The sequence below is a fragment of the Catellatospora sichuanensis genome (genome assembly GCF_007483665.1).
Lineage (GTDB): Bacteria > Actinomycetota > Actinomycetes > Mycobacteriales > Micromonosporaceae > Catellatospora > Catellatospora sichuanensis.
In genome coordinates, this window is sequence record NZ_ML660184.1 from 264,593 (window position 1) to 281,744 (window position 17,152).

Annotated in this window: 14 protein-coding genes; 4 read left to right on the forward strand and 10 right to left on the reverse strand. The window is 72.1% G+C overall.

The genetic code is table 11. From position 1 onward, the window contains the following. Positions 1-2: 2 nt before the first annotated feature. The 7 genes from FLL47_RS03200 to miaB all read right to left on the reverse strand — a co-directional run bounded on the left by FLL47_RS03200 (position 3) and on the right by miaB (position 9,188). Positions 3-1,322, reverse strand: a complete 1,320-nt coding sequence (locus tag FLL47_RS03200) for an alkaline phosphatase family protein (RefSeq protein ID WP_246157495.1) — start codon at positions 1,320-1,322, stop codon at positions 3-5. Positions 1,323-1,375: 53 nt separating this feature from the next. Then, positions 1,376-2,593 carry a metabolite traffic protein EboE gene (eboE, locus tag FLL47_RS03205; RefSeq protein ID WP_144118883.1) on the reverse strand — a complete coding sequence of 406 codons (1,218 nt, stop codon included), beginning with the start codon at positions 2,591-2,593 and terminating at the stop codon, positions 1,376-1,378. Continuing rightward, positions 2,593-3,441, reverse strand: a complete 849-nt coding sequence (locus tag FLL47_RS03210) for a TatD family hydrolase (RefSeq protein WP_144118884.1) — start codon at positions 3,439-3,441, stop codon at positions 2,593-2,595. The genes eboE and FLL47_RS03210 overlap by 1 nt, the downstream gene beginning before the upstream one ends. Continuing rightward, complete coding sequence (locus FLL47_RS44970) at positions 3,441-4,946, reverse strand: EboA domain-containing protein (RefSeq protein ID WP_144118885.1); 1,506 nt, start codon at positions 4,944-4,946, stop codon at positions 3,441-3,443. Before FLL47_RS44970 ends, FLL47_RS03210 begins: the two co-directional genes overlap by 1 nt. Continuing rightward, a complete protein-coding gene (locus FLL47_RS03220; RefSeq protein ID WP_144119024.1) occupies positions 4,943-5,797 on the reverse strand; it encodes an SCO3242 family prenyltransferase in 855 nt (284 codons plus the stop codon). The genes FLL47_RS44970 and FLL47_RS03220 overlap by 4 nt, the downstream gene beginning before the upstream one ends. A gap of 356 nt (positions 5,798-6,153) precedes the next feature. After that, the gene (locus FLL47_RS03225) at positions 6,154-7,287 is read right to left on the reverse strand and encodes an inositol-3-phosphate synthase (RefSeq protein WP_144118886.1); all 1,134 of its coding nucleotides are present in this window, start codon (positions 7,285-7,287) and stop codon (positions 6,154-6,156) included. A 371-nt stretch (positions 7,288-7,658) separates the two neighbouring features. Beyond that, on the reverse strand, positions 7,659-9,188 hold the full coding sequence (gene miaB / locus FLL47_RS03230) for a tRNA (N6-isopentenyl adenosine(37)-C2)-methylthiotransferase MiaB (RefSeq protein ID WP_144118887.1): 1,530 nt from the start codon (positions 9,186-9,188) through the stop codon (positions 7,659-7,661). A 146-nt stretch (positions 9,189-9,334) separates the two neighbouring features. Between miaB and FLL47_RS03235 the strand changes: the two genes are divergently transcribed. The 4 genes from FLL47_RS03235 (at position 9,335) to FLL47_RS03250 (ending at position 12,720) form a co-directional block, all read left to right on the forward strand. After that, complete coding sequence (locus FLL47_RS03235) at positions 9,335-10,078, forward strand: amino acid ABC transporter ATP-binding protein (protein WP_144118888.1); 744 nt, start codon at positions 9,335-9,337, stop codon at positions 10,076-10,078. Positions 10,079-10,161: 83 nt separating this feature from the next. Beyond that, positions 10,162-11,022 (forward strand): glutamate ABC transporter substrate-binding protein, encoded by an 861-nt coding sequence (locus FLL47_RS03240; protein ID WP_144118889.1) that lies wholly within the window; start codon positions 10,162-10,164, stop codon positions 11,020-11,022. Between the two features lie 68 nt (positions 11,023-11,090). Then, a complete protein-coding gene (locus FLL47_RS03245; RefSeq protein ID WP_144118890.1) occupies positions 11,091-11,765 on the forward strand; it encodes an amino acid ABC transporter permease in 675 nt (224 codons plus the stop codon). Between the two features lie 43 nt (positions 11,766-11,808). Beyond that, positions 11,809-12,720, forward strand: coding sequence for an amino acid ABC transporter permease (locus tag FLL47_RS03250; RefSeq protein ID WP_144118891.1), 912 nt, complete (start codon positions 11,809-11,811; stop codon positions 12,718-12,720). Positions 12,721-12,817: 97 nt separating this feature from the next. Here FLL47_RS03250 and rny read toward each other — a convergent pair whose 3' ends face one another. From rny to recA, 3 genes are all read right to left on the reverse strand, one after another. Further along, on the reverse strand, positions 12,818-14,674 hold the full coding sequence (rny, locus tag FLL47_RS03255; RefSeq protein ID WP_144118892.1) for a ribonuclease Y: 1,857 nt from the start codon (positions 14,672-14,674) through the stop codon (positions 12,818-12,820). A gap of 502 nt (positions 14,675-15,176) precedes the next feature. After that, on the reverse strand, positions 15,177-15,965 hold the full coding sequence (locus FLL47_RS03260; RefSeq protein ID WP_144118893.1) for a regulatory protein RecX: 789 nt from the start codon (positions 15,963-15,965) through the stop codon (positions 15,177-15,179). Positions 15,966-15,991: 26 nt separating this feature from the next. Continuing rightward, positions 15,992-17,041 carry a recombinase RecA gene (recA, locus tag FLL47_RS03265; RefSeq protein ID WP_144119025.1) on the reverse strand — a complete coding sequence of 350 codons (1,050 nt, stop codon included), beginning with the start codon at positions 17,039-17,041 and terminating at the stop codon, positions 15,992-15,994. Positions 17,042-17,152 lie beyond the last annotated feature (111 nt).

A 17,152-nucleotide genomic window follows, 5' to 3' on the forward strand; every position in this document is an offset into this window, starting at 1 on the left:
CTTCAGAGGCCGGATAGGCGGAGGAGGAGGGGTTTGACGTCGGTGGCGGCGAAGGCGTCGCGGTGTTGGGTGGGGTCGGAGCAGATCAGGAGGGGGCCGTCGGCGGCGTCGGCGGGCAGGCGGCCGTGTGAGCCGCGGACGGCGCGCGCGCCCGCGTCGAGGCCGACCACGTTCATCAGGTAACGCATGCCGGCCTTCTTGCGCAGCAGGGCGGTGGCGGCACGGCGCTTGGCGGCGGCGGGGGCGGCCGGGTCGAAGAACAGCTCGGCGGGGTCGTAGCCGGGCTTGCGGTGGATCTCGACCAGGCGGGCGAAGTCCGGGGCTTTGGCGTCGTCGAGCCAGTAGTAGTAGGTGAACCAGGCGTCCGGTTCGGCGACGAGGACCAGCTCGCCCGAGCGCGGATGGTCGAGTCCGTGGGCGGCCTTGCCCGCGTCGTCGAGCACCTGCGCCACCCCGGGCAGGTTCGCGCAGATCTTGGCGACGACGGCCCGATCGGCCGGGTCGGCGACGTACACGTGCGCGATCTGGTGGTCGGCGACCGCGAAGGCCCGCGAGGTCCACGGGTCGAGGTATTCCATGCCGGCCTGGGTATGCACGCGCAGCAGCCCCTCGGCGCGCAACGCCCGGTTGACGTCCACGGGTCGGCGCACCGGGGTGATGCCGTACTCCGACAGTGCCACCACGGTCGCCCCGCGCGCCGCGGCGGCGTCGAGCAGTGGCTCGAGGACGCCGTCCAGCTCGGCCGCGGCCGCGGCCGCCTCGGGGCCGTACGGGCCGAAGCGCTGCAGGTCGTAGTCGAGGTGCGGCAGGTAGACGAGGGTCAGGTCGGGCTGGTGCGCGGCCATGATGTGCCGGGCCGCGGCCGCGATCCAGCGACTGGAGGCGATGCCCGCCCCCGGGCCCCAGAACTGGAACAGCGGAAACGTGCCCAGTTCGGCGGTGAGCGCGTCGTGCAGTTGCGGCGGGTCGGTGTAGCAGTCGGGCTCCTTGCGCCCGTCGGCCCGGTACACCGGCCGCGGCGTGACCGTCCAGTCCACGTCCGCGCCCATGGCGTACCACCAGCAGACATTGGCCACCGTGTAGCCGGGACGGGCCTTGCGCGCCGCCTGCCACACCTTCTCACCGCCGACCAGCGCGTGGTGCTGCCGCCACAGCAGCACCTCGCCCAGGTCGCGGAAGTACCAGCCGTTGCCGACCACGCCGTGCTCGGCAGGCAGCACGCCGGTCAGCAGGGTCGACTGGGCCGAGCAGGTGACCGCCGGCAGCACCGTGCCCAGCGGCGCGGCGAAGCCGGTGTCGGCGAGTGCCCGCAACCGGGGCATGTGCTCCAGCAGGCGGGAGGTCAGCCCGACGACGTCGAGCACGACCAGCGGGGTCACGGTGTCCACGGGCGGACCTCCTGCAGCTCCATCGTGCCGAGTGGTTCGGTGGGCCGGCCCGGGGCCAGCCCGAGCGCGATGAGCTCGTCGCGGGCGAACGCCAGCTCCGCGGCGATCCCTGCGGCCAGCTGCGCGGGGGTGACCGGCCGCTGCGCCGGGGGCAGCACGTTCCAGGTGTACGTCTCCACGTCGACGTGGTCGCAGCCCGCGGTCGGCCCGCCGAACAGCTCCTTCAGCGCCACCCGCAGCTCGGGCAGGGTGCTGCCGAGCGGCGCGGCGGGTTCGGCGTGCAGCGGCACGTGGTAGTGCACCCGCCACGGCTGCGGGGTGCGGCGCGGGCGCGGCAGCAGCCGATCGAGGGCCTCGCCGAGGTCGTCGGCGGCCTCACCGCGCGAGCCGCGGGTCTGGTGCAGGAAACGGGGTTCGTCGTAGCCGCGCAGCACGGCCTGCGCCGCGACCGGGTCGTCGGCGGTCAGCGCGGCGGAGATCTGCACCTTCATCACCGGCAGCCCGGCGCGGGCGAGCCGGGACAGCGCCGCGGCGGGCTCCTCCCAGGCGCAGGCCAGGTGCGCGAGGTCGAGGCATACGCCGAGCCAGTCGCCGTCCATGCCGGCCCACAGCCGGGCGGCCTGCTCGGTGGTCTCCACCACGCAGCCGGGCTCGGGCTCGAAGCCGACCTGCACGGTGCGACCGGTGCGGCCGGCGATGGCGGCCAGCCCGTCGGCCAGCTCGTCCAGCACCCGCCCGGCCGTGCCGGCGCGCTCGGTGTCCCAGGGCTCGCGCCAGGCCAGCGGGAGCGTCGAGATGGAGCCGCGCACCGCGTCGTCGGGCAGCAGATCGGCCAGCACCACGGCCAGGTCGAGGGTGTAGCGCAGGCGTTCCGGGGTGGTCCAGTCCGGGTGGTACACCGCGTGCTTGACGACCTCGGCCTGGAAGGACTGGTACGGGAAGCCGTTGAGGGTGACCACCTCCAGCCCGCGCGAGTCCAGCTCACGCCGCAGCCGGCGGCGCAGGTGCGGCTCGGCGGCGAGCGCGGACGCCGCGGGTGCGGCCAGCCACAGGCCCAGCCCCAGCACGTCGGCGTCCAGCTCACGGCGGATCGCCGTGCCGTACGTGTCGAGCTGCGCCACGATGCCGTCGAGGTCCTCGGCCGGATGCACGTTGGTGCAGTAGCTCAGATGCACCGTCTGCCCGTCGGCATGAGCCAGCCGCATCAGGCGCCCCCACGCTTGATCGAGTTCCCGGCGAAGTCTGCGGGCGAGTCGGCGTCGGCGAGGTCCAACCGCCCGGACTGGCCGTAGAACTCGACCGGGTTGCGCCACAGCACCCGGTCCACGTCGTCTTCGGTGAACCCGGCCGCGAGCATCGCCTCGCCGGTGCGCCGGGTGAGCAGCGGGTCGGAGCGGCCCCAGTCGGCCGCCGAGTTGACCAGCATGCGCTCGGTGCCGTGGCGGCGCAGCAGCTCGACCATGCGCGGCGGGGACATCTTGGTGTCCGGGTAGATCGAGAAGCCCAGCCAGCAGCCGGTGTCGCGGACCAGCTCCACGGTCACCTCGTTGAGGTGGTCGATCACCACGCGTCCGGGATCGATGCCGGACTCCTTCACCACGTCCAGGCTGCGCTGGGTGCCGCGGACCTTGTCCCGGTGCGGCGTGTGCACCAGCGCCGGCAGGTCGAACTCGACCGCCAGCCCGAGCTGCGCCGCGAAGGCGAGGTCCTCCAGCGGCGTCATCGAGTCGTAGCCGATCTCGCCGACCGCGACCACCGCGTCCTTGTCCAGGTAACGCGGGACCAGTTCGAGCACCTCGCGGCAGCGCGGGTCGTTGGCCTCCTTCGGGTTCAGCGCGATGGTGGCGTGGTGGCGGATGCCGAACTGCCCGGCCCGGAACGGCTCCCAGCCGATCAGCGCGTCGAAGTAGTCGGCGAACGAGCCGGGGCTGGTGCGGGGCTGGCCGAGCCAGAACGACGGCTCCACCACGGCGCGCACCCCGGCGGCCGCCATCGCCTCGTAGTCGTCGGTGGTGCGTGAGGTCATGTGCACGTGCGGGTCGAAGATGCGCATCAGATCCCCTTCTCTGCTTTGAGGCGGGCCAGCAGCGCCGCGGCGTCGGCCGGCAGCTCGCGCCCGGCGGCGTGGCGCTCGTCGGCGACCCCGGCCAGCATCGCGGCCAGCTCGCTGTCGGCCCGGTGGTCGAGGTCGTCGACGCAGGCCAGCGCGATGCCCATGAACACGCACTTGACCACCGCCTGCCGCCAGGCGGCCGCGTCCAGGTGCGCCGCGTACGGGCCCAGCGCGGCGGCGACCAGCCGGGTGTCGTTGGTGCGGATCGCGTCGTGCAGCAGCTCCACCGCGCTCGCGCCGACCGGCAGCAGCGGCAGCGCGCGCAGCACCGCCCGCTTCTCCGCCGCGTCGCCGTGCCGGTAGAGCGCGCGGGCCTGCACCACCGCGCGTTCGGCGGGCAGCGTGGCCAGCAGCACCGCGCGGGCCGCCTCGTCGGCCGTCCAGCCTGGCAGGACCTCGGCGCGCCCGCAGCGGCGGGCCGCGGCCGGGAACAGCCGGCTGATCACGGACGGGTCGGCGGCCACCCGGCGCAGCGCCTCGTCCAGCCAGCCGCCGTCGTCGACGGCGGCCAGCGCGGCGCGCAGCACCTCCGGTGCGGGCACCGCCCCGGCCGGGCGGCGCTGCCCGGGCGCGCGCTGTCCCAGCGCGGGGGCGCGGTCGGCCGTACCGCCGGACTGCCCGGCGGCGGCGCGCAGGAACGTCAGCGAGCGCCGTGCGACGTCCGGCGCGGCGTGCGAGTGCCGGGGCAACTCCACCCCGACCAGGCCGCGGTATCCGGCGTCGGCCAGCGCCCGCAGCACCGGCGGGAAGTCGATCTCACCCTCGCCGAACTCCAGGTGCTCGTGCACGCCCCGGCGCATGTCCTCGATCTGCACGTTGACCAGCCACGGCGCGGCCGACACGACGCAGTCCGCGACCGGCTCGGGCTCCAGGCACCGGCAGTGCCCGATGTCGAGGGTCAGCCCGAACGCGCGCGGCATGCCCAGCGCCCGGTGCAGCGTCCGCCAGCCCGCCAGGTCCTGCACGAACATGCCCGGCTCCGGCTCGAAGCCGACCGGCACGCCCGCCTTGGACGCCGCCTCGGTGAGCCGGGCGCAGCCGTCGACCAGGCGGTCCCAGGCCAGCTGTGCGTCGACGGCCGGCGGTCGCACCCCCGACCAGCACGACACCGCCTCCGCGCCCAGGTCGGCTGCGATGGACACCGCGCGCAGCAGGAAGTCCAGCCGCACCTCGCGCTCGTCGTGCAGCAGTGTGGGCGCGTGCTTGCGGCGCGGGTCGAGCAGGTAACGCGCGCCTGTCTCGATCACCACGGACAGGCCCAGCTCCATCAGCCGGGTGGCCAGGCCGGAGACCCGGCGGGCCAGGCCCGGGGCGTACGGGTCGAGGTGGTGGTGGTCGAGGGTGAGCGCGACGCCGTCGTAGCCGAGGTCGGCGAGCACGGCCAGCGCGTCACCGAGGCGGTGGTTGGCGAAGCCGTTGGTGCCGTACCCGAAGCGCAGGTTCATGTGGCCGAGATCCTCCGGACCAGGCGCCGGGCCAGCGGCGCGAGCGCGGCGAGGGCGAGGGCGGTGAGCCCAGCCCCGGTGCGGGCGGCCAGCGTGGCCTGCAACGTGGGCAGGCCGGTGATGCCCGAGCCGACGGCGGCGCGGACCCGGGCCGCGTCGGGCTGCGCAGCCGCGCGGGCCTGCGCCCGGCCGTAGTGGCTGAGATACCAGCCGGCCAGTGCCACGGGCAGCACGGCCCGCCAGCCCCTGGCCCGGGTGGCACCGGCCGCGGTCGCGGCGACGGCCACCGTGCCGGCCAGCGTCGCCACCGGCAGGTTCGCGTCCGCGCCGGACACCTCACGCCGGGACAGCGCGGTGACCGTGTACGTGTGCGCGGCGACGGTCAGCGCCGCGGGCACCGCCTTCGCCGCCCGGCCGGTCGACGCGCCGAGCAGCACGTCCAAGCCCCGGCAGGCGGCCATCACGGCGGGACCGGCCGCGGTGTTCTTGGCTTTCACGTCGTACGCCCACACGGTCGCGGCCAGCGGCACGGCCGTGGCCAGGCCGCGGCGGCCGCCCGCCCACGCGGCCAGACCCACTCCCGCGGCGGTGAGCCCGGCGGCCAGCCCGAGCGCGGTCCGAGGCGACACCCGCCCGCTGGGGATCGGCCGCTCGGGGCGCTCGACGGCGTCGAGGTCCCGATCGGCCCAGTCGTTGGCGGCCATGCCCGCCCAGTACAGGCACACCGACGCGGCGGCCAGCCCCGGCGTGCGCCGGTTCAGCGTTCCGGCGGCGGCCGCTCCCGCGATGACGTCTCCCGGCACCGAAAGCGCCGCGGGTGCTCGCACCAGTTCGGCGACGTCTCGCAGCACGGCCGTCCACCCGCCGCGAGACCGGCGTTGCGCGCCGGTCTCGCGCTCGGCCGCCCCGCTCCCGATGTCGGCTCGGCGTGCGGACGGCACGGCGGCTCCGCTCGCGGCGGCTGTCCCGTCCGCGGTCGACGGGCCGCGGCGACGCCTCGCCCCCGCTCCGGGCACGGGGCCGCGGCGGATCTTGTGCAGTTCGCGTTGTTCCGGCGACACCGACTGCACAAGATCCAGCTCACGGGCCGGGCGGGCGTCCGACTGGCGCGGGTCGGCCGGGCGGGCTGGACGGCGCTGGCCCTGGGCGGCGCGCAGGGCGCGGGCGGCGGGTAGCGCCGCGGCGCGCTGCGCCTCGGAAGGCGCGGTCACGCCAGGCCCTCGACCATCCGGACCAGCGCGTCGAACTGGGCGGTCAGGCCGTGCTCGACGTCGCCGAGCGGGTCCTTGAAGAAGAAGGCCAGCTCCGGCAACGGGCCGCTGCGCCCGGCGCGGTGCGCGGCGGCGGTGAGCCGGACCAGGTCCAGCACCAGTGGGGCGGCCAGCGCCGAGTCGCAGCCGTGCCAGCTGAACTCCATGCGCATCGCGGTGCCGAGGAACCCGCGGAAGGTGATCAGGTCCCAGGCGGTCTTGAACTCGCCCAGGTCCTCGACGTACTCGATGCGGGTGTCGCCCTGCGGCTGGTAGCCCAGCGTCTCGGCGAGCACCCGCTGCTTGCTGGCGGCCTTGGCGGCGTTCGGCGCGGGCTGGGCCAGGTTGGCCCCGTCGCCGCCGCCGAGCAGGTTGGCCCCGGACCAGCTGCGCACGGCCAGGTGCCGCATCGCGAACATGGGCGCGAGCACCGACTTGACCAGGGTCTCCCCCGTCTTGCCGTCGTGCCCGGCGTACGGCACGCCGCGCTCGTGGGCGAGCTGCGCCAGTGCCGGCAGCCTGGCGCCGGTGGACGGGGTGAAGTCGACGAACGAGCACCCCGCGGTGAACGCCGCGTACGCGTACAGCGAGCTGGGCGGCAGCACCGGCACCGGCCCGCGCAGAGCCTCGCGCAGCACGTCGAGCGCGGCGTGCGCCTCGTGCGGCTCGGCGGCGGGCTCGGTGGACGACACGTTGACGACCACGACCCGCCCCAGCTCGTGGCGGCGGCGGAACTCGTCGATGTCGGCCGCGATGAGCGCGGCGGTCTCGGCCTGCGTCGCGCCGCGCGGCGCGGGCCGCACTTCGGCGTCGAGCGCGGCCAGTTCCGGCTGCAGGGCGGTGACCAGGCGGCCGGGCAGCACACCCGCGTCGGCGAGCGCGTCGGCCTTCTTGAGGATCGGGGTCGCGATCACGTCGTGCCCACCGAACACCAGGTCGGCCAGATGGGGCAGTTGAGGGTGCCGTAGCTGCGGCAGTTCCGTGACGCAACCGGTGGGCTCGGCGAGCCCCGCGCGCAGCGCGACGGCTCCGACCATGCTGGTGACGGCGACCGACCCCCGCCCACCGACCAGCCAAACACCTGTTCGCATGCGGTCTCCCGGGGAGATGGAGGAGAAACCAAGACAGATTACTTGATTTCGCCGAGACTACCCGGATTCGGACCTACCGGCGTTTTGCGAAACATCGTCGCAGCTCACCCCCGCGTTTCGAACGAAGGAAGGGCACCTTCTTATCGCTATGCGATGTAGAAGGTGCCCTTCTTAACGCTCATTACGGCTCTGGCGCTCCGGCTGCGGACGAAGATCGCCGTTTCGGGTCAAGATCTGCGGTGCGACCGCAGGTTTCGACCGCAAACCGCGATCTTGTCCTGAGCCCGGCGCCGAACCGCGTGCCGACGCGGCACGCGCACCGGCTCAGGGTGCTGGCCGGCGCGGGCCGGTGCCGCCGCGGAGCAGCGCCGTCAGCAGGTGGCGCAGGCGGAGTCGGTCGGGGTGGGCTGTGCGGGAGGCTTGCCGATGGTGGGCAGGCCGAGCATCACCCCGGCGGTACGCGCCACCCGTCCCGCCTCGTACGCGTCACCGGCCCGCGTGCGCCGGTGCGACACCAGCGGCCCGTCGCAGTTCAGGTGGTGCGGCGCGGCGTAGTCGACCGCGGTGTGCACGACATCGCCCGGCCGTACGAGCGCAGCCTGCTCGGGCGCCACCGCGAAGTGCACCAGCCGGCCGTCCCGGGCCCGTCCGGACATCCGGCCGGTGGCCTGGTCCTTGCGGCCCTCGCCGACGGCGACCAGCACCTCGACCTCACGCCCGACCAGCTTCCTGTTCTCCGCCCAGGTGATCTCCTCCAGGGTGGCCACGAGCCGCTCGTAGCGCTCCTGCACCACCGCCTTGGGCACCTGGCCGTCCATGGTCGCCGCGGGCGTGCCGGGCCGGATCGAGTACTGGAAGGTGAACGCGCTGGAGAACCGCGACTCGCGCACCACCCGCAGGGTCTCTTCGAAGTCGGCCTCGGTCTCACCCGGGAAGCCCACGATGATGTCGGTGGTGATCGCAGCGTCCGGCATGGCCGCGCGCACCTTATCGATGATCGACAGGTACCGGTCGGACCGGTACGAGCGCTTCATCGCCTTCAGCACCGCGTCGGAGCCCGACTGCAGCGGCATGTGCAGCGAGTGGCAGACGTTGTCCGTCTCGGCCATCGCCTCGATCACGTCGTCGGTGAAGGCGGCCGGGTGCGGGCTGGTGAAGCGCACCCGCTCCAGCCCCTTGTCCCGCAGCCGGCCGGTGGCGCGCAGCAGCTTGCCGAAGGCGAGCCGGTCGCCGAACTCGACACCGTACGTGTTCACGTTCTGGCCGAGCAGGGTCACCTCGAGCACGCCCTCGGCGACCAGCGCCTCGACCTCGGCGAGCACGTCGCCGGGGCGGCGGTCCTTCTCCTTGCCGCGCAGGCTGGGCACGATGCAGAAGGTGCAGGTGTTGTTGCAGCCGACCGAGATCGACACCCAGCCGGAGTAGGTCGACTCGCGCCGGGTCGGCAGCGTCGACGGGAAGACCTCCAGCGACTCCAGCAGCTCGACCTGCGCCTGCTCGTTGTGGCGGGCCCGCTCCAGCAGCACCGGCAGCGAGCCGATGTTGTGGGTGCCGAACACCACGTCGACCCAGGGCGCCTTCTTGACGATCTCGCCCTGGTCCTTCTGCGCGAGGCAGCCGCCGACGGCGATCTGCATACCCGGGTGCTTGTCCTTGACCGGGCGCAGGTGGCCGAGGTTGCCGTAGAGGCGGTTGTCGGCGTTCTCGCGCACCGCGCAGGTGTTGAACACGACGACGTCCGGGGTGCGACCCGGTTCGGCCGCCGGGTCCAGCCGCACGTATCCCGCACCGTCGAGCAGGCCCGAGATGCGCTCGGAATCGTGCACGTTCATCTGGCACCCGTACGTGCGCACCTCGTAGGTGCGGGCGGGTGCGCTCTGGGTTTCAGGCTGACTGGTCATCTCAATCGACCAGGGTATCCGGTCGCGGGCACGGGCACGGAATCCGGGGAAGTTACCCGGCTGTGACCATCCAGCGCCGTTGCCGTCGCTTCAGCCGCACTAAGTTCTGTGGGACGACGATGTACGGACGCCGAAAGGACGGTGGCATGTCCCACGAACCGCTCATTGTGCTGGATGCGGTGAACAAGTGGTTCGGAGACCTGCACGTGCTCCGCGATGTGAGCCTCACGGTCGACCGCGGTGAGGTCGTCGTGGTGATCGGCCCGTCGGGCTCCGGCAAGTCGACGCTGTGCCGCGCGGTCAACCGGCTGGAGACGATCAACTCGGGGACGATCCGCTTCGACGGCAAGGAGCTGCCCGCCGAGGGCCGGTCCCTGGCGAAGCTGCGCAGCGAGGTCGGCATGGTCTTCCAGTCCTTCAACCTCTTCGCCCACATGAGCATCCTCGACAACGTCATGCTCGGCCCGGTCAAGGTGCGCGGCGAGAGCAAGGCCGTCGCCCGCGAGCGCGCCCTCGCGCTGCTCGACCGGGTGGGCATCGCCAACCAGGCCGACAAGCTGCCGGTGCAGCTGTCCGGCGGCCAGCAGCAGCGCGTCGCGATCGCGCGCGCGCTGGCGATGCAGCCCAAGGCGATGCTGTTCGACGAGCCCACCAGCGCGCTGGACCCGGAGATGGTCGGCGAGGTGCTGGAGGTCATGACCTCGCTGGCCAAGGAGGGCATGACCATGATCGTGGTGACCCACGAGATGGGCTTCGCCCGGGCCGCGGCCGACCGGGTCGCCTTCATGGCCGACGGGCAGCTCGTCGAGCAGGCGCCGCCCGCCGAGTTCTTCGGCAACCCGAAGAGCGAGCGGGCGCGGGACTTCCTGTCGAAGGTCCTGCAGCACTGAGACTTCCGTCGTCGTGACCGACGGCGGCTGCAACTCCGGCACCGCTGACCGTGGGGCCGGGCTGATGAGGGAGGACACATTCCATGCGTATGAAGCGTCTGGCCGCTGTCGCGGCCGTTGCCCTGCTCGCGCTCGGCGCCGCCGCGTGCGGCACCGACACGGAGACCCCGAGCACCCCGTCGGGCGAGAGCCCGCTGGTGGGCAAGGCGACCGCGGGCTCGCTGAAGTTCGGCGTGAAGGCCGACCAGCCTGGCCTGGGCCTGCAGGCCGGTGCCGCCTACGAGGGCTTCGACATCGAGATCGCGAAGATCATCGCGAAGGGCCTCGGCGGCGACCCGGCCAAGAACACCTACGTGACGACGGTGTCGGCCAACCGTGAGCCGTTCATCCAGTCCGGCCAGGTGGACATCGTGGTGGCCACGTACACCATCAACGACGACCGCAAGAAGAAGGTCAACTTCGCCGGTCCGTACTTCACCGCCGGCCAGGACCTGCTGGTCAAGGTCGACTCGACGATCGCCGGCCCGGAGGGCCTGGACGGCAAGAAGGTCTGCTCGGTGACCGGCTCGACCCCGGCCAAGCGGATCAAGGAGAAGTTCCCGAAGGTGCAGCTGCAGGAGTTCGACGCGTACTCCAAGTGCGTCGAGGCGCTGGCCAACGGCACCGTCGACGCGGTGACCACCGACGACATCATCCTCGCGGGCTACGCGTCGCAGGCGCAGTACGTCGGCAAGTTCAAGGTCGTCGGCAAGCCGTTCTCCTCGGAGCCCTACGGCATCGGCCTGAAGCTCGAGGACAAGGCCGGCTGCACCAAGATCAACGAGATCCTGAAGGAGTCGGTCACCAACGGCTCGTACAAGGCGGCCTGGGACGCGACGCTCGGCAAGAGCGGCACCCCGGCGCCGACCCTGGACGTCAGCAAGCTGACCAACTGCCCTGCGTGATCATCTCGGGTGGGACGGGCGGCCTTCGCCCGTCCCACCCGCATTCCTGAAGGACCGTGAAGGGCAAGATGGACGTCTTCTCCGATCCGGCGAACCTGCAGCTGTACATCGACGGCTTCCTGATGATCCTGAAGCTGACCGGTGCCTCCACGCTGCTGGCACTGGTGCTGGGACTGCTGCTGGCGGCGTGCCGGGTGTCGCCGGTGCCGGTGCTGCGCGCCTTCGGCGCGGGCTGGGTGCACCTGTTCCGCAACACCCCGCTGACGCTGGTCATCCTGTTCTGCTTCTTCGGGCTCTACAGCGCGGTGGGCGTGGAGTTCTCCGACGACCTGCACATCAACAACTACTGGCTGGCGGTCACCGGCCTGTCGGCGTACACGGCCGCGTTCGTCTGCGAGGCGATCCGCTCGGGCATCAACACCGTGCCGCTCGGGCAGGCCGAGGCCGCTCGCGCGCTGGGGCTGACCTTCACCCAGAACCTGCGCCTGATCATCCTGCCGCAGGCCATGCGCTCGGTGGTGGCCCCGCTCGGCAGCATCGTGATCGCGCTCACCAAGAACGCGACCATCGCCGGGGTCATCGGCGTCCCTGAGGCCTCGAACTCGATGAAGACCCTGATCGAGGCTCGCGGCGACCAGACCATCGCGATCTTCGCAGTGTTCGCGCTGACCTTCGTGGCGTTGCTGGTGCCGGTCGGCTATGGCTTCAGCGCACTGGCCAACCGGCTGATGGTGCGCCGATGAGCCGCCCCCCGACCCCGTCCCGCCCCGTCTGGTTGGAGGCCCGATGAGCGCGAACCTGCTCTACGACCACCCCGGCCCTCGGGCCCGCGTGCGCAACCGCGTCCTCAGCCTCGTCTTCGCGGTGCTGTTGCTGGCCGGCCTGTACGGCATCTACCGGTCCTTCGACAGCACCGACCAGTGGACCTGGCAGAAGTGGCAGCCGTTCTTCCAGACCGTGACGCTGCCGGGCGGCCAGGAGGTCAACTTCTGGACCGACTACGCCGTCCCCGGCCTGCTCGGCACGCTACGGGCCGCCGCCACCGCGATGCTGTTCGCGCTCGCGTTCGGCCTGGTGTTCAGCGCCGCCCGGCTGTCGGAGCACCGCTGGATCCGGGTGCCGGCGGGCGTGGTCGTGGAGTTCTTCCGCGCCGTCCCGGTGCTGCTGATGATCTTCTTCCTGTCGTACGGCGGATTCTGGGTCTTCGGCACGTTGATCGAGCCGTTCTGGTCGGTCGTCATCGGCCTGACCTTCTACAACGGCTCGGTGCTGGCCGAGGCGTTCCGGTCGGGCATCCTCGCCGTGCCGAAGGGCCAGTCGGAGGCCGCGTACAGCCTCGGGCTGGTCAAGTCGCAGGTCATGCGGATGATCCTGGTGCCGCAGGCGGCACGCACCATGCTGCCGGTGATCGTCAGCCAGCTCGTCGTCGTGCTCAAGGACACCGCGCTCGGCTACATCGTGTCCTACCCGGAGCTGATGCTCGAGGGCAGCAAGAGCTCCGCGGTCTTCGGTAACGCGGTGCCGACGTTCATGGTGCTCGCCATGATCTACATCGTGATCAACGCGACCCTCACCCTCGTCGCGCATCTGCTCAAGCGGCGCGCCGACCGCCGCGGCGTCACGAACACCAGCACCAAGGCCGCTGCCGCGAACGCGGCCGCCGCGGGTCTGGGCGGTGGCGTCGGCGTGGCCGGCTGAGCCCTCGCCGCCTTAAAGATCGCTGTCTCCGGTCAGACCTGAGGTCACACCAGGTTCTGACCGGAGACAGCGATCTTTCGCGTTGAGCAGAGTCAGCTCAGCGGGCGATCTCCGTGGTGCGGGACTCGCGGACGACCGTGATGCGGATCTGGCCGGGGTAGGTCAGCTCCTCCTCGATCTGCTTGGCCACGTCCCGGGCCAGCACCGCGGCGCCGATCTCGTCGACCTCCTCGGGCCGGACCATGACCCGGATCTCCCGCCCGGCCTGCATCGCGAACACCTTGTCCACGCCGCTCTTGGCCCCGGCGATCTCCTCGATGCGCTCCAGCCGCTTGACGTACGCCTCCAGCGACTCCCGCCGCGCCCCCGGCCGCCCGCCCGAGCAGGCGTCCGAGGCCTGGGTCAGCACGGCCTCGATGGTCTGCGGCGGCACCTCGTTGTGGTGCGCCTCGATCGCGTGCACCACCTCGTCGCTCTCCCCGAAGCGCCGGGCCACGTCCGCGCCGATCAGCGCGTGGGAGCCCTCGACCTCGTGGGTGAGCGCCTTGCCGATGTCGTGCAGGAACGCCGACCGCTTGATCAGCTCGGGGTCCAGCTTCAGCTCCGACGCCATGATCCCCGCGATGTGCGCCGTCTCCACCAGGTGCTTGAGCACGTTCTGCCCGTACGACGTCCGGTAGCGCAGCCGGCCCAGCAGGGTGACCAGCTCCGGGTGGATGTCGGTGATGCCGACCTCGACCAGTGCGTCCTCCGCAGCGCGCTGGCACATCCGCTCGACCTCGAACCGGGCGACGTCGTAGACCTCCTCGATGCGGTGCGGATGGATCCGCCCGTCGAGGACCAGCTTCTCCAGGGTGAGCCGGCCGACCTCCCGGCGCACCGGGTCGAAGCAGGACAGCAGCACCGCCTCGGGGGTGTCGTCGATGATGAGGTTGACCCCGGTGACCGTCTCGAAGGCCCGGATGTTGCGGCCCTCCCGGCCGATGATGCGGCCCTTCATCTCGTCGCTGGGCAGGTGCAGCACGCTGACCACGCTTTCGGCGGTCTGCTCGCTGGCCACCCGCTGGATCGCGTCGACCACGATGTGGCGGGCCCGGGACTCGCCGGTGGACCGGGCGTCGGCCTCGATGTCGCGCACCAGCAGCGCGGCCTCGCGCTTGGCCTGGTTCTCGATGGTCTCGACCAGCTCGCCCTTGGCGGCGTCGGCGGTCAGCCCGGCGACCCGCTCCAGCTCCTTGCGCCGCTGCGCCTGCGCCTGGGCCAGCTCCTGCTCCTTGCCCTGCAGGCCCAGCTCCCACTTGGCGAGCTCGGCCTCGGCTGCGGCGATGCGGCGGTCGCGTTCGGCGAGGCGCTCGGCCTCCTCCACGTTCTGGCGTTCCCGCTCGGCGAGGCGCTCGGCCTCGGCCGCGTGCATCCGCTCCCGCTCATCCAGGCGCTGCAGCCGCCGCTCGGCCTCGGCGGCCTGGTCCTTGGCGGTGGAGGTGAGCATCGCGATCTCGCGCTCGCCGGTGCGCCGGGCGGTCGACCGGACCTGCTCGGCGTCCTCCTCGGCCTGGCGGTGCGCCCGCTGCAGCACGGTGTCGGCCTCGGCGTGGGCCGCGTCGAGCACCCGCTGCGCCTCGGCGCGGGCCGTGGTCACCTCGGCCTTCGCGGCGGCGTTCTCGGCGCGTACGGCGGTGGCCTCGGCTCGGGCGGCGGCCACGGAACGGCGCTCGGTTTCCAGCGCGGTCTGCGCGTCGGAGACGGAGTTCTGCAGCTCGACCAGGGTCTGGCGCTGGCGCTCGCGCTCGGCCACCGCCTCCGGATCGTCCACGACCACGCTCAGCGGCTGACCGGTCGGGGCGGTGGGAGCAGCCAGCCGGCGCACCAGGCGCACGCCGACCGCCAGCATCCCCGCCACCATCAGCGCGAGGAGGACGATCGCCGCCAGCAGCAGCCCTTCCATCGTGGTCATGCCACTCGCCCGTCGTACTCGGTCATGGCCCGCCTCCTGACGTTCCGAACCGCCGACACGGTGGTGCCGGCGCGGAGGCAACCCGACCAGGTGTGCGGACCCGTCACACGCCGCGCACGGCGCGGCCCGGCGGCACCCGCCGTTTCAGCGGGTGCGACCGACGCGTCGGAGCCCGCGAACCGCTTCAACGGCCCTGAGCTGCGACTACATGTAGGCAGCCGCAGGGGTACGGCGGCTGCACGTGTCCTCACCAGGAAAAACTGTTGTCGTACTGTTACACGTTCTATGTTGTGTGGTTTAACACGAACTGGTCGGTGATACCTCTCCTGCGAGGCTAGGTTGCCGATGGCGGTCCGGTCAAGAACTCATGATCGGACACCAAGACGGACGCATCGCCCATTGTGTCCGGTTGTCAGGCAGGCCATCGATGCCGAACCGTGACCTGACCGGCGAACCCACGCCCTGTCCGGCGTGTCGCGAACCCGACCGAAGGCCGAGAAAATCACTGCTCCGGCGTGTCGAACAGATCCGGGTCGAGCAGCTCCGCCAGCTCCGCGTCCTCGGCACTGCGGGCGGCCAGGGCGTCCTTCACGGCACGCACCGCCACCCCGCCCGGATAACCCTTGCGCGCCAGCGCGCCCACCACCCGGCGGAACACCGCGTCCGGCTCGCCCCGCGTCGTGCGCAGCTTGCGCACCGCCAGCTCGTACGCCGTCTGCGCCTGCGTCTCGTCGTCCAGCTCGGCCAGCGCCTCGGTGACCACCTCGGCCTCCACGCCCCGCCGGCGCAGCTCCTGCCCCAGCGCCCGGGACGCCAGGCCCTTGCCGTGATGGCGGCTGGACACCCAGGCCCGCGCGAACGCCGCATCGTCGATCATGCCGACCTCGTCGTAGCGGTCGAGCACCGCCTCGGCGACCTCGTCGGCCACGCCCTTGCTCCGCATCGCCGCGGCCAGCTCCGACCGGGTGCGCGGACGCACCGAGAGCTGGCGCAGGCAGATCTCCCGCGCCAGCTCGTGTGGATCCCGCTCGGCCTGCCGCCGCGCGGCCCGCTCCGCTCTCGGGGACCCGTCGTCGCTCGCCGGGCCGTCGCCGGAGGCGGACCCGAACCGGCCCGCTGGCCGACGACCGCCTCCTGCGGCGAAACGGCCCTCCGCACCCTCCGCGGCCTCGCCGTCCGAGGGCCCGGACCAGCCCGTGCCGTCGTCACCGGGGCGCGCGGGCCGGGCCGGGGCGGGCGGTTTCGCATCCCATCCCCGGCCGGTGCGCGCACCGCGGCGTCGTCCCGTCATGACGGTCCGTCAGTCTCAGGCATCGATCAGAAGTCGACCGGCGGCAGCGCCGGGCCGCCCGCGGCGTCCGACACGCTCGACTGGCCGACGCCCAGCTTCTCCAGGATCTTCTTCTCGATCTCGGCGGCGACGTCCGGGTTCTCCTTCAGGAACTCGCGCGCCTTCTCCTTGCCCTGGCCCAGCTGGTCGCCCTCGTACGTGTACCAGGCGCCCGCCTTGCGGATGATGTTCTGCTCGACGCCCACGTCGATCAGCGAACCCTCACGCGAGATGCCCTTGCCGTACATGATGTCGAACTCGGCCTGCTTGAACGGCGAGGCGACCTTGTTCTTGACCACCTTGACGCGGGTGCGGTTGCCCACGACCTCGGTGCCGTCCTTCAGGCTCTCGATGCGGCGGATGTCCAGGCGCACCGAGGCGTAGAACTTCAGCGCCTTGCCACCGGTGGTGGTCTCCGGGCTGCCGAACATGACGCCGATCTTCTCGCGCAGCTGGTTGATGAAGATCGCGGTGGTGTTGGAGCCGTGCAGGCCACCGGTCATCTTGCGCAGCGCCTGGCTCATGAGGCGGGCCTGCAGGCCGACGTGGCTGTCGCCCATCTCACCCTCGATCTCGGCACGGGGCACCAGCGCCGCCACCGAGTCGATCACGATGAGGTCCAGCGCGCCGGAGCGCACCAGCATGTCCGCGATCTCCAGCGCCTGCTCACCGGTGTCGGGCTGGGAGACCAGCAGGGCGTCGGTGTCCACGCCGAGGTTCTTGGCGTACTCAGGGTCGAGCGCGTGCTCGGCGTCGATGATCGCGGCGATGCCGCCGGCGCGCTGCACGTTCGCGATCGCGTGCAGGGCCAGCGAGGTCTTTCCGCTCGACTCCGGGCCGTAGATCTCGACGATGCGCCCGCGCGGCAGGCCGCCGATGCCCAGCGCCACGTCCAGGGCGATCGAGCCGGTGGGGATGATCGCCATCTGCACCTGCGGCCGCTCGCCGAGGCGCATCACCGAGCCCTTGCCGAACTGCTTGTCGATCTGGGCGAGCGCCAGGTCGAGAGCCTTGCTCTTATCGGGATTAGCCGCCATCTTCGTCGCCACCTCTTTTAGGGCACTGTCAGTCGCCGACTTCGCAGCCTTCTTCGTCACGCCGACACGCTAGGCGCTGGGTCCGACAAAGGCGATACGGGCACGCCGGGC

Bases quoted from the DNA above. Each gene is read 5' to 3' on its own strand.
- FLL47_RS03200 (WP_246157495.1), bottom strand. From the start codon at position 1,322: ATGCCCCGGTTGCGGGCACTCGCCGACACCGGCTTCGCCGCGCCGCTG.
- eboE (WP_144118883.1), bottom strand. From the start codon at position 2,593: ATGCGGCTGGCTCATGCCGACGGGCAGACGGTGCATCTGAGCTACTGC.
- FLL47_RS03210 (WP_144118884.1), bottom strand. From the start codon at position 3,441: ATGCGCATCTTCGACCCGCACGTGCACATGACCTCACGCACCACCGAC.
- FLL47_RS44970 (WP_144118885.1), bottom strand. From the start codon at position 4,946: ATGAACCTGCGCTTCGGGTACGGCACCAACGGCTTCGCCAACCACCGC.
- FLL47_RS03225 (WP_144118886.1), bottom strand. From the start codon at position 7,287: ATGCGAACAGGTGTTTGGCTGGTCGGTGGGCGGGGGTCGGTCGCCGTC.
- miaB (WP_144118887.1), bottom strand. From the start codon at position 9,188: ATGACCAGTCAGCCTGAAACCCAGAGCGCACCCGCCCGCACCTACGAG.
- FLL47_RS03235 (WP_144118888.1), top strand. From the start codon at position 9,335: ATGTCCCACGAACCGCTCATTGTGCTGGATGCGGTGAACAAGTGGTTC.
- FLL47_RS03240 (WP_144118889.1), top strand. From the start codon at position 10,162: ATGCGTATGAAGCGTCTGGCCGCTGTCGCGGCCGTTGCCCTGCTCGCG.
- FLL47_RS03245 (WP_144118890.1), top strand. From the start codon at position 11,091: ATGGACGTCTTCTCCGATCCGGCGAACCTGCAGCTGTACATCGACGGC.
- FLL47_RS03250 (WP_144118891.1), top strand. From the start codon at position 11,809: ATGAGCGCGAACCTGCTCTACGACCACCCCGGCCCTCGGGCCCGCGTG.
- rny (WP_144118892.1), bottom strand. From the start codon at position 14,674: ATGACCACGATGGAAGGGCTGCTGCTGGCGGCGATCGTCCTCCTCGCG.
- FLL47_RS03260 (WP_144118893.1), bottom strand. From the start codon at position 15,965: ATGACGGGACGACGCCGCGGTGCGCGCACCGGCCGGGGATGGGATGCG.
- recA (WP_144119025.1), bottom strand. From the start codon at position 17,041: ATGGCGGCTAATCCCGATAAGAGCAAGGCTCTCGACCTGGCGCTCGCC.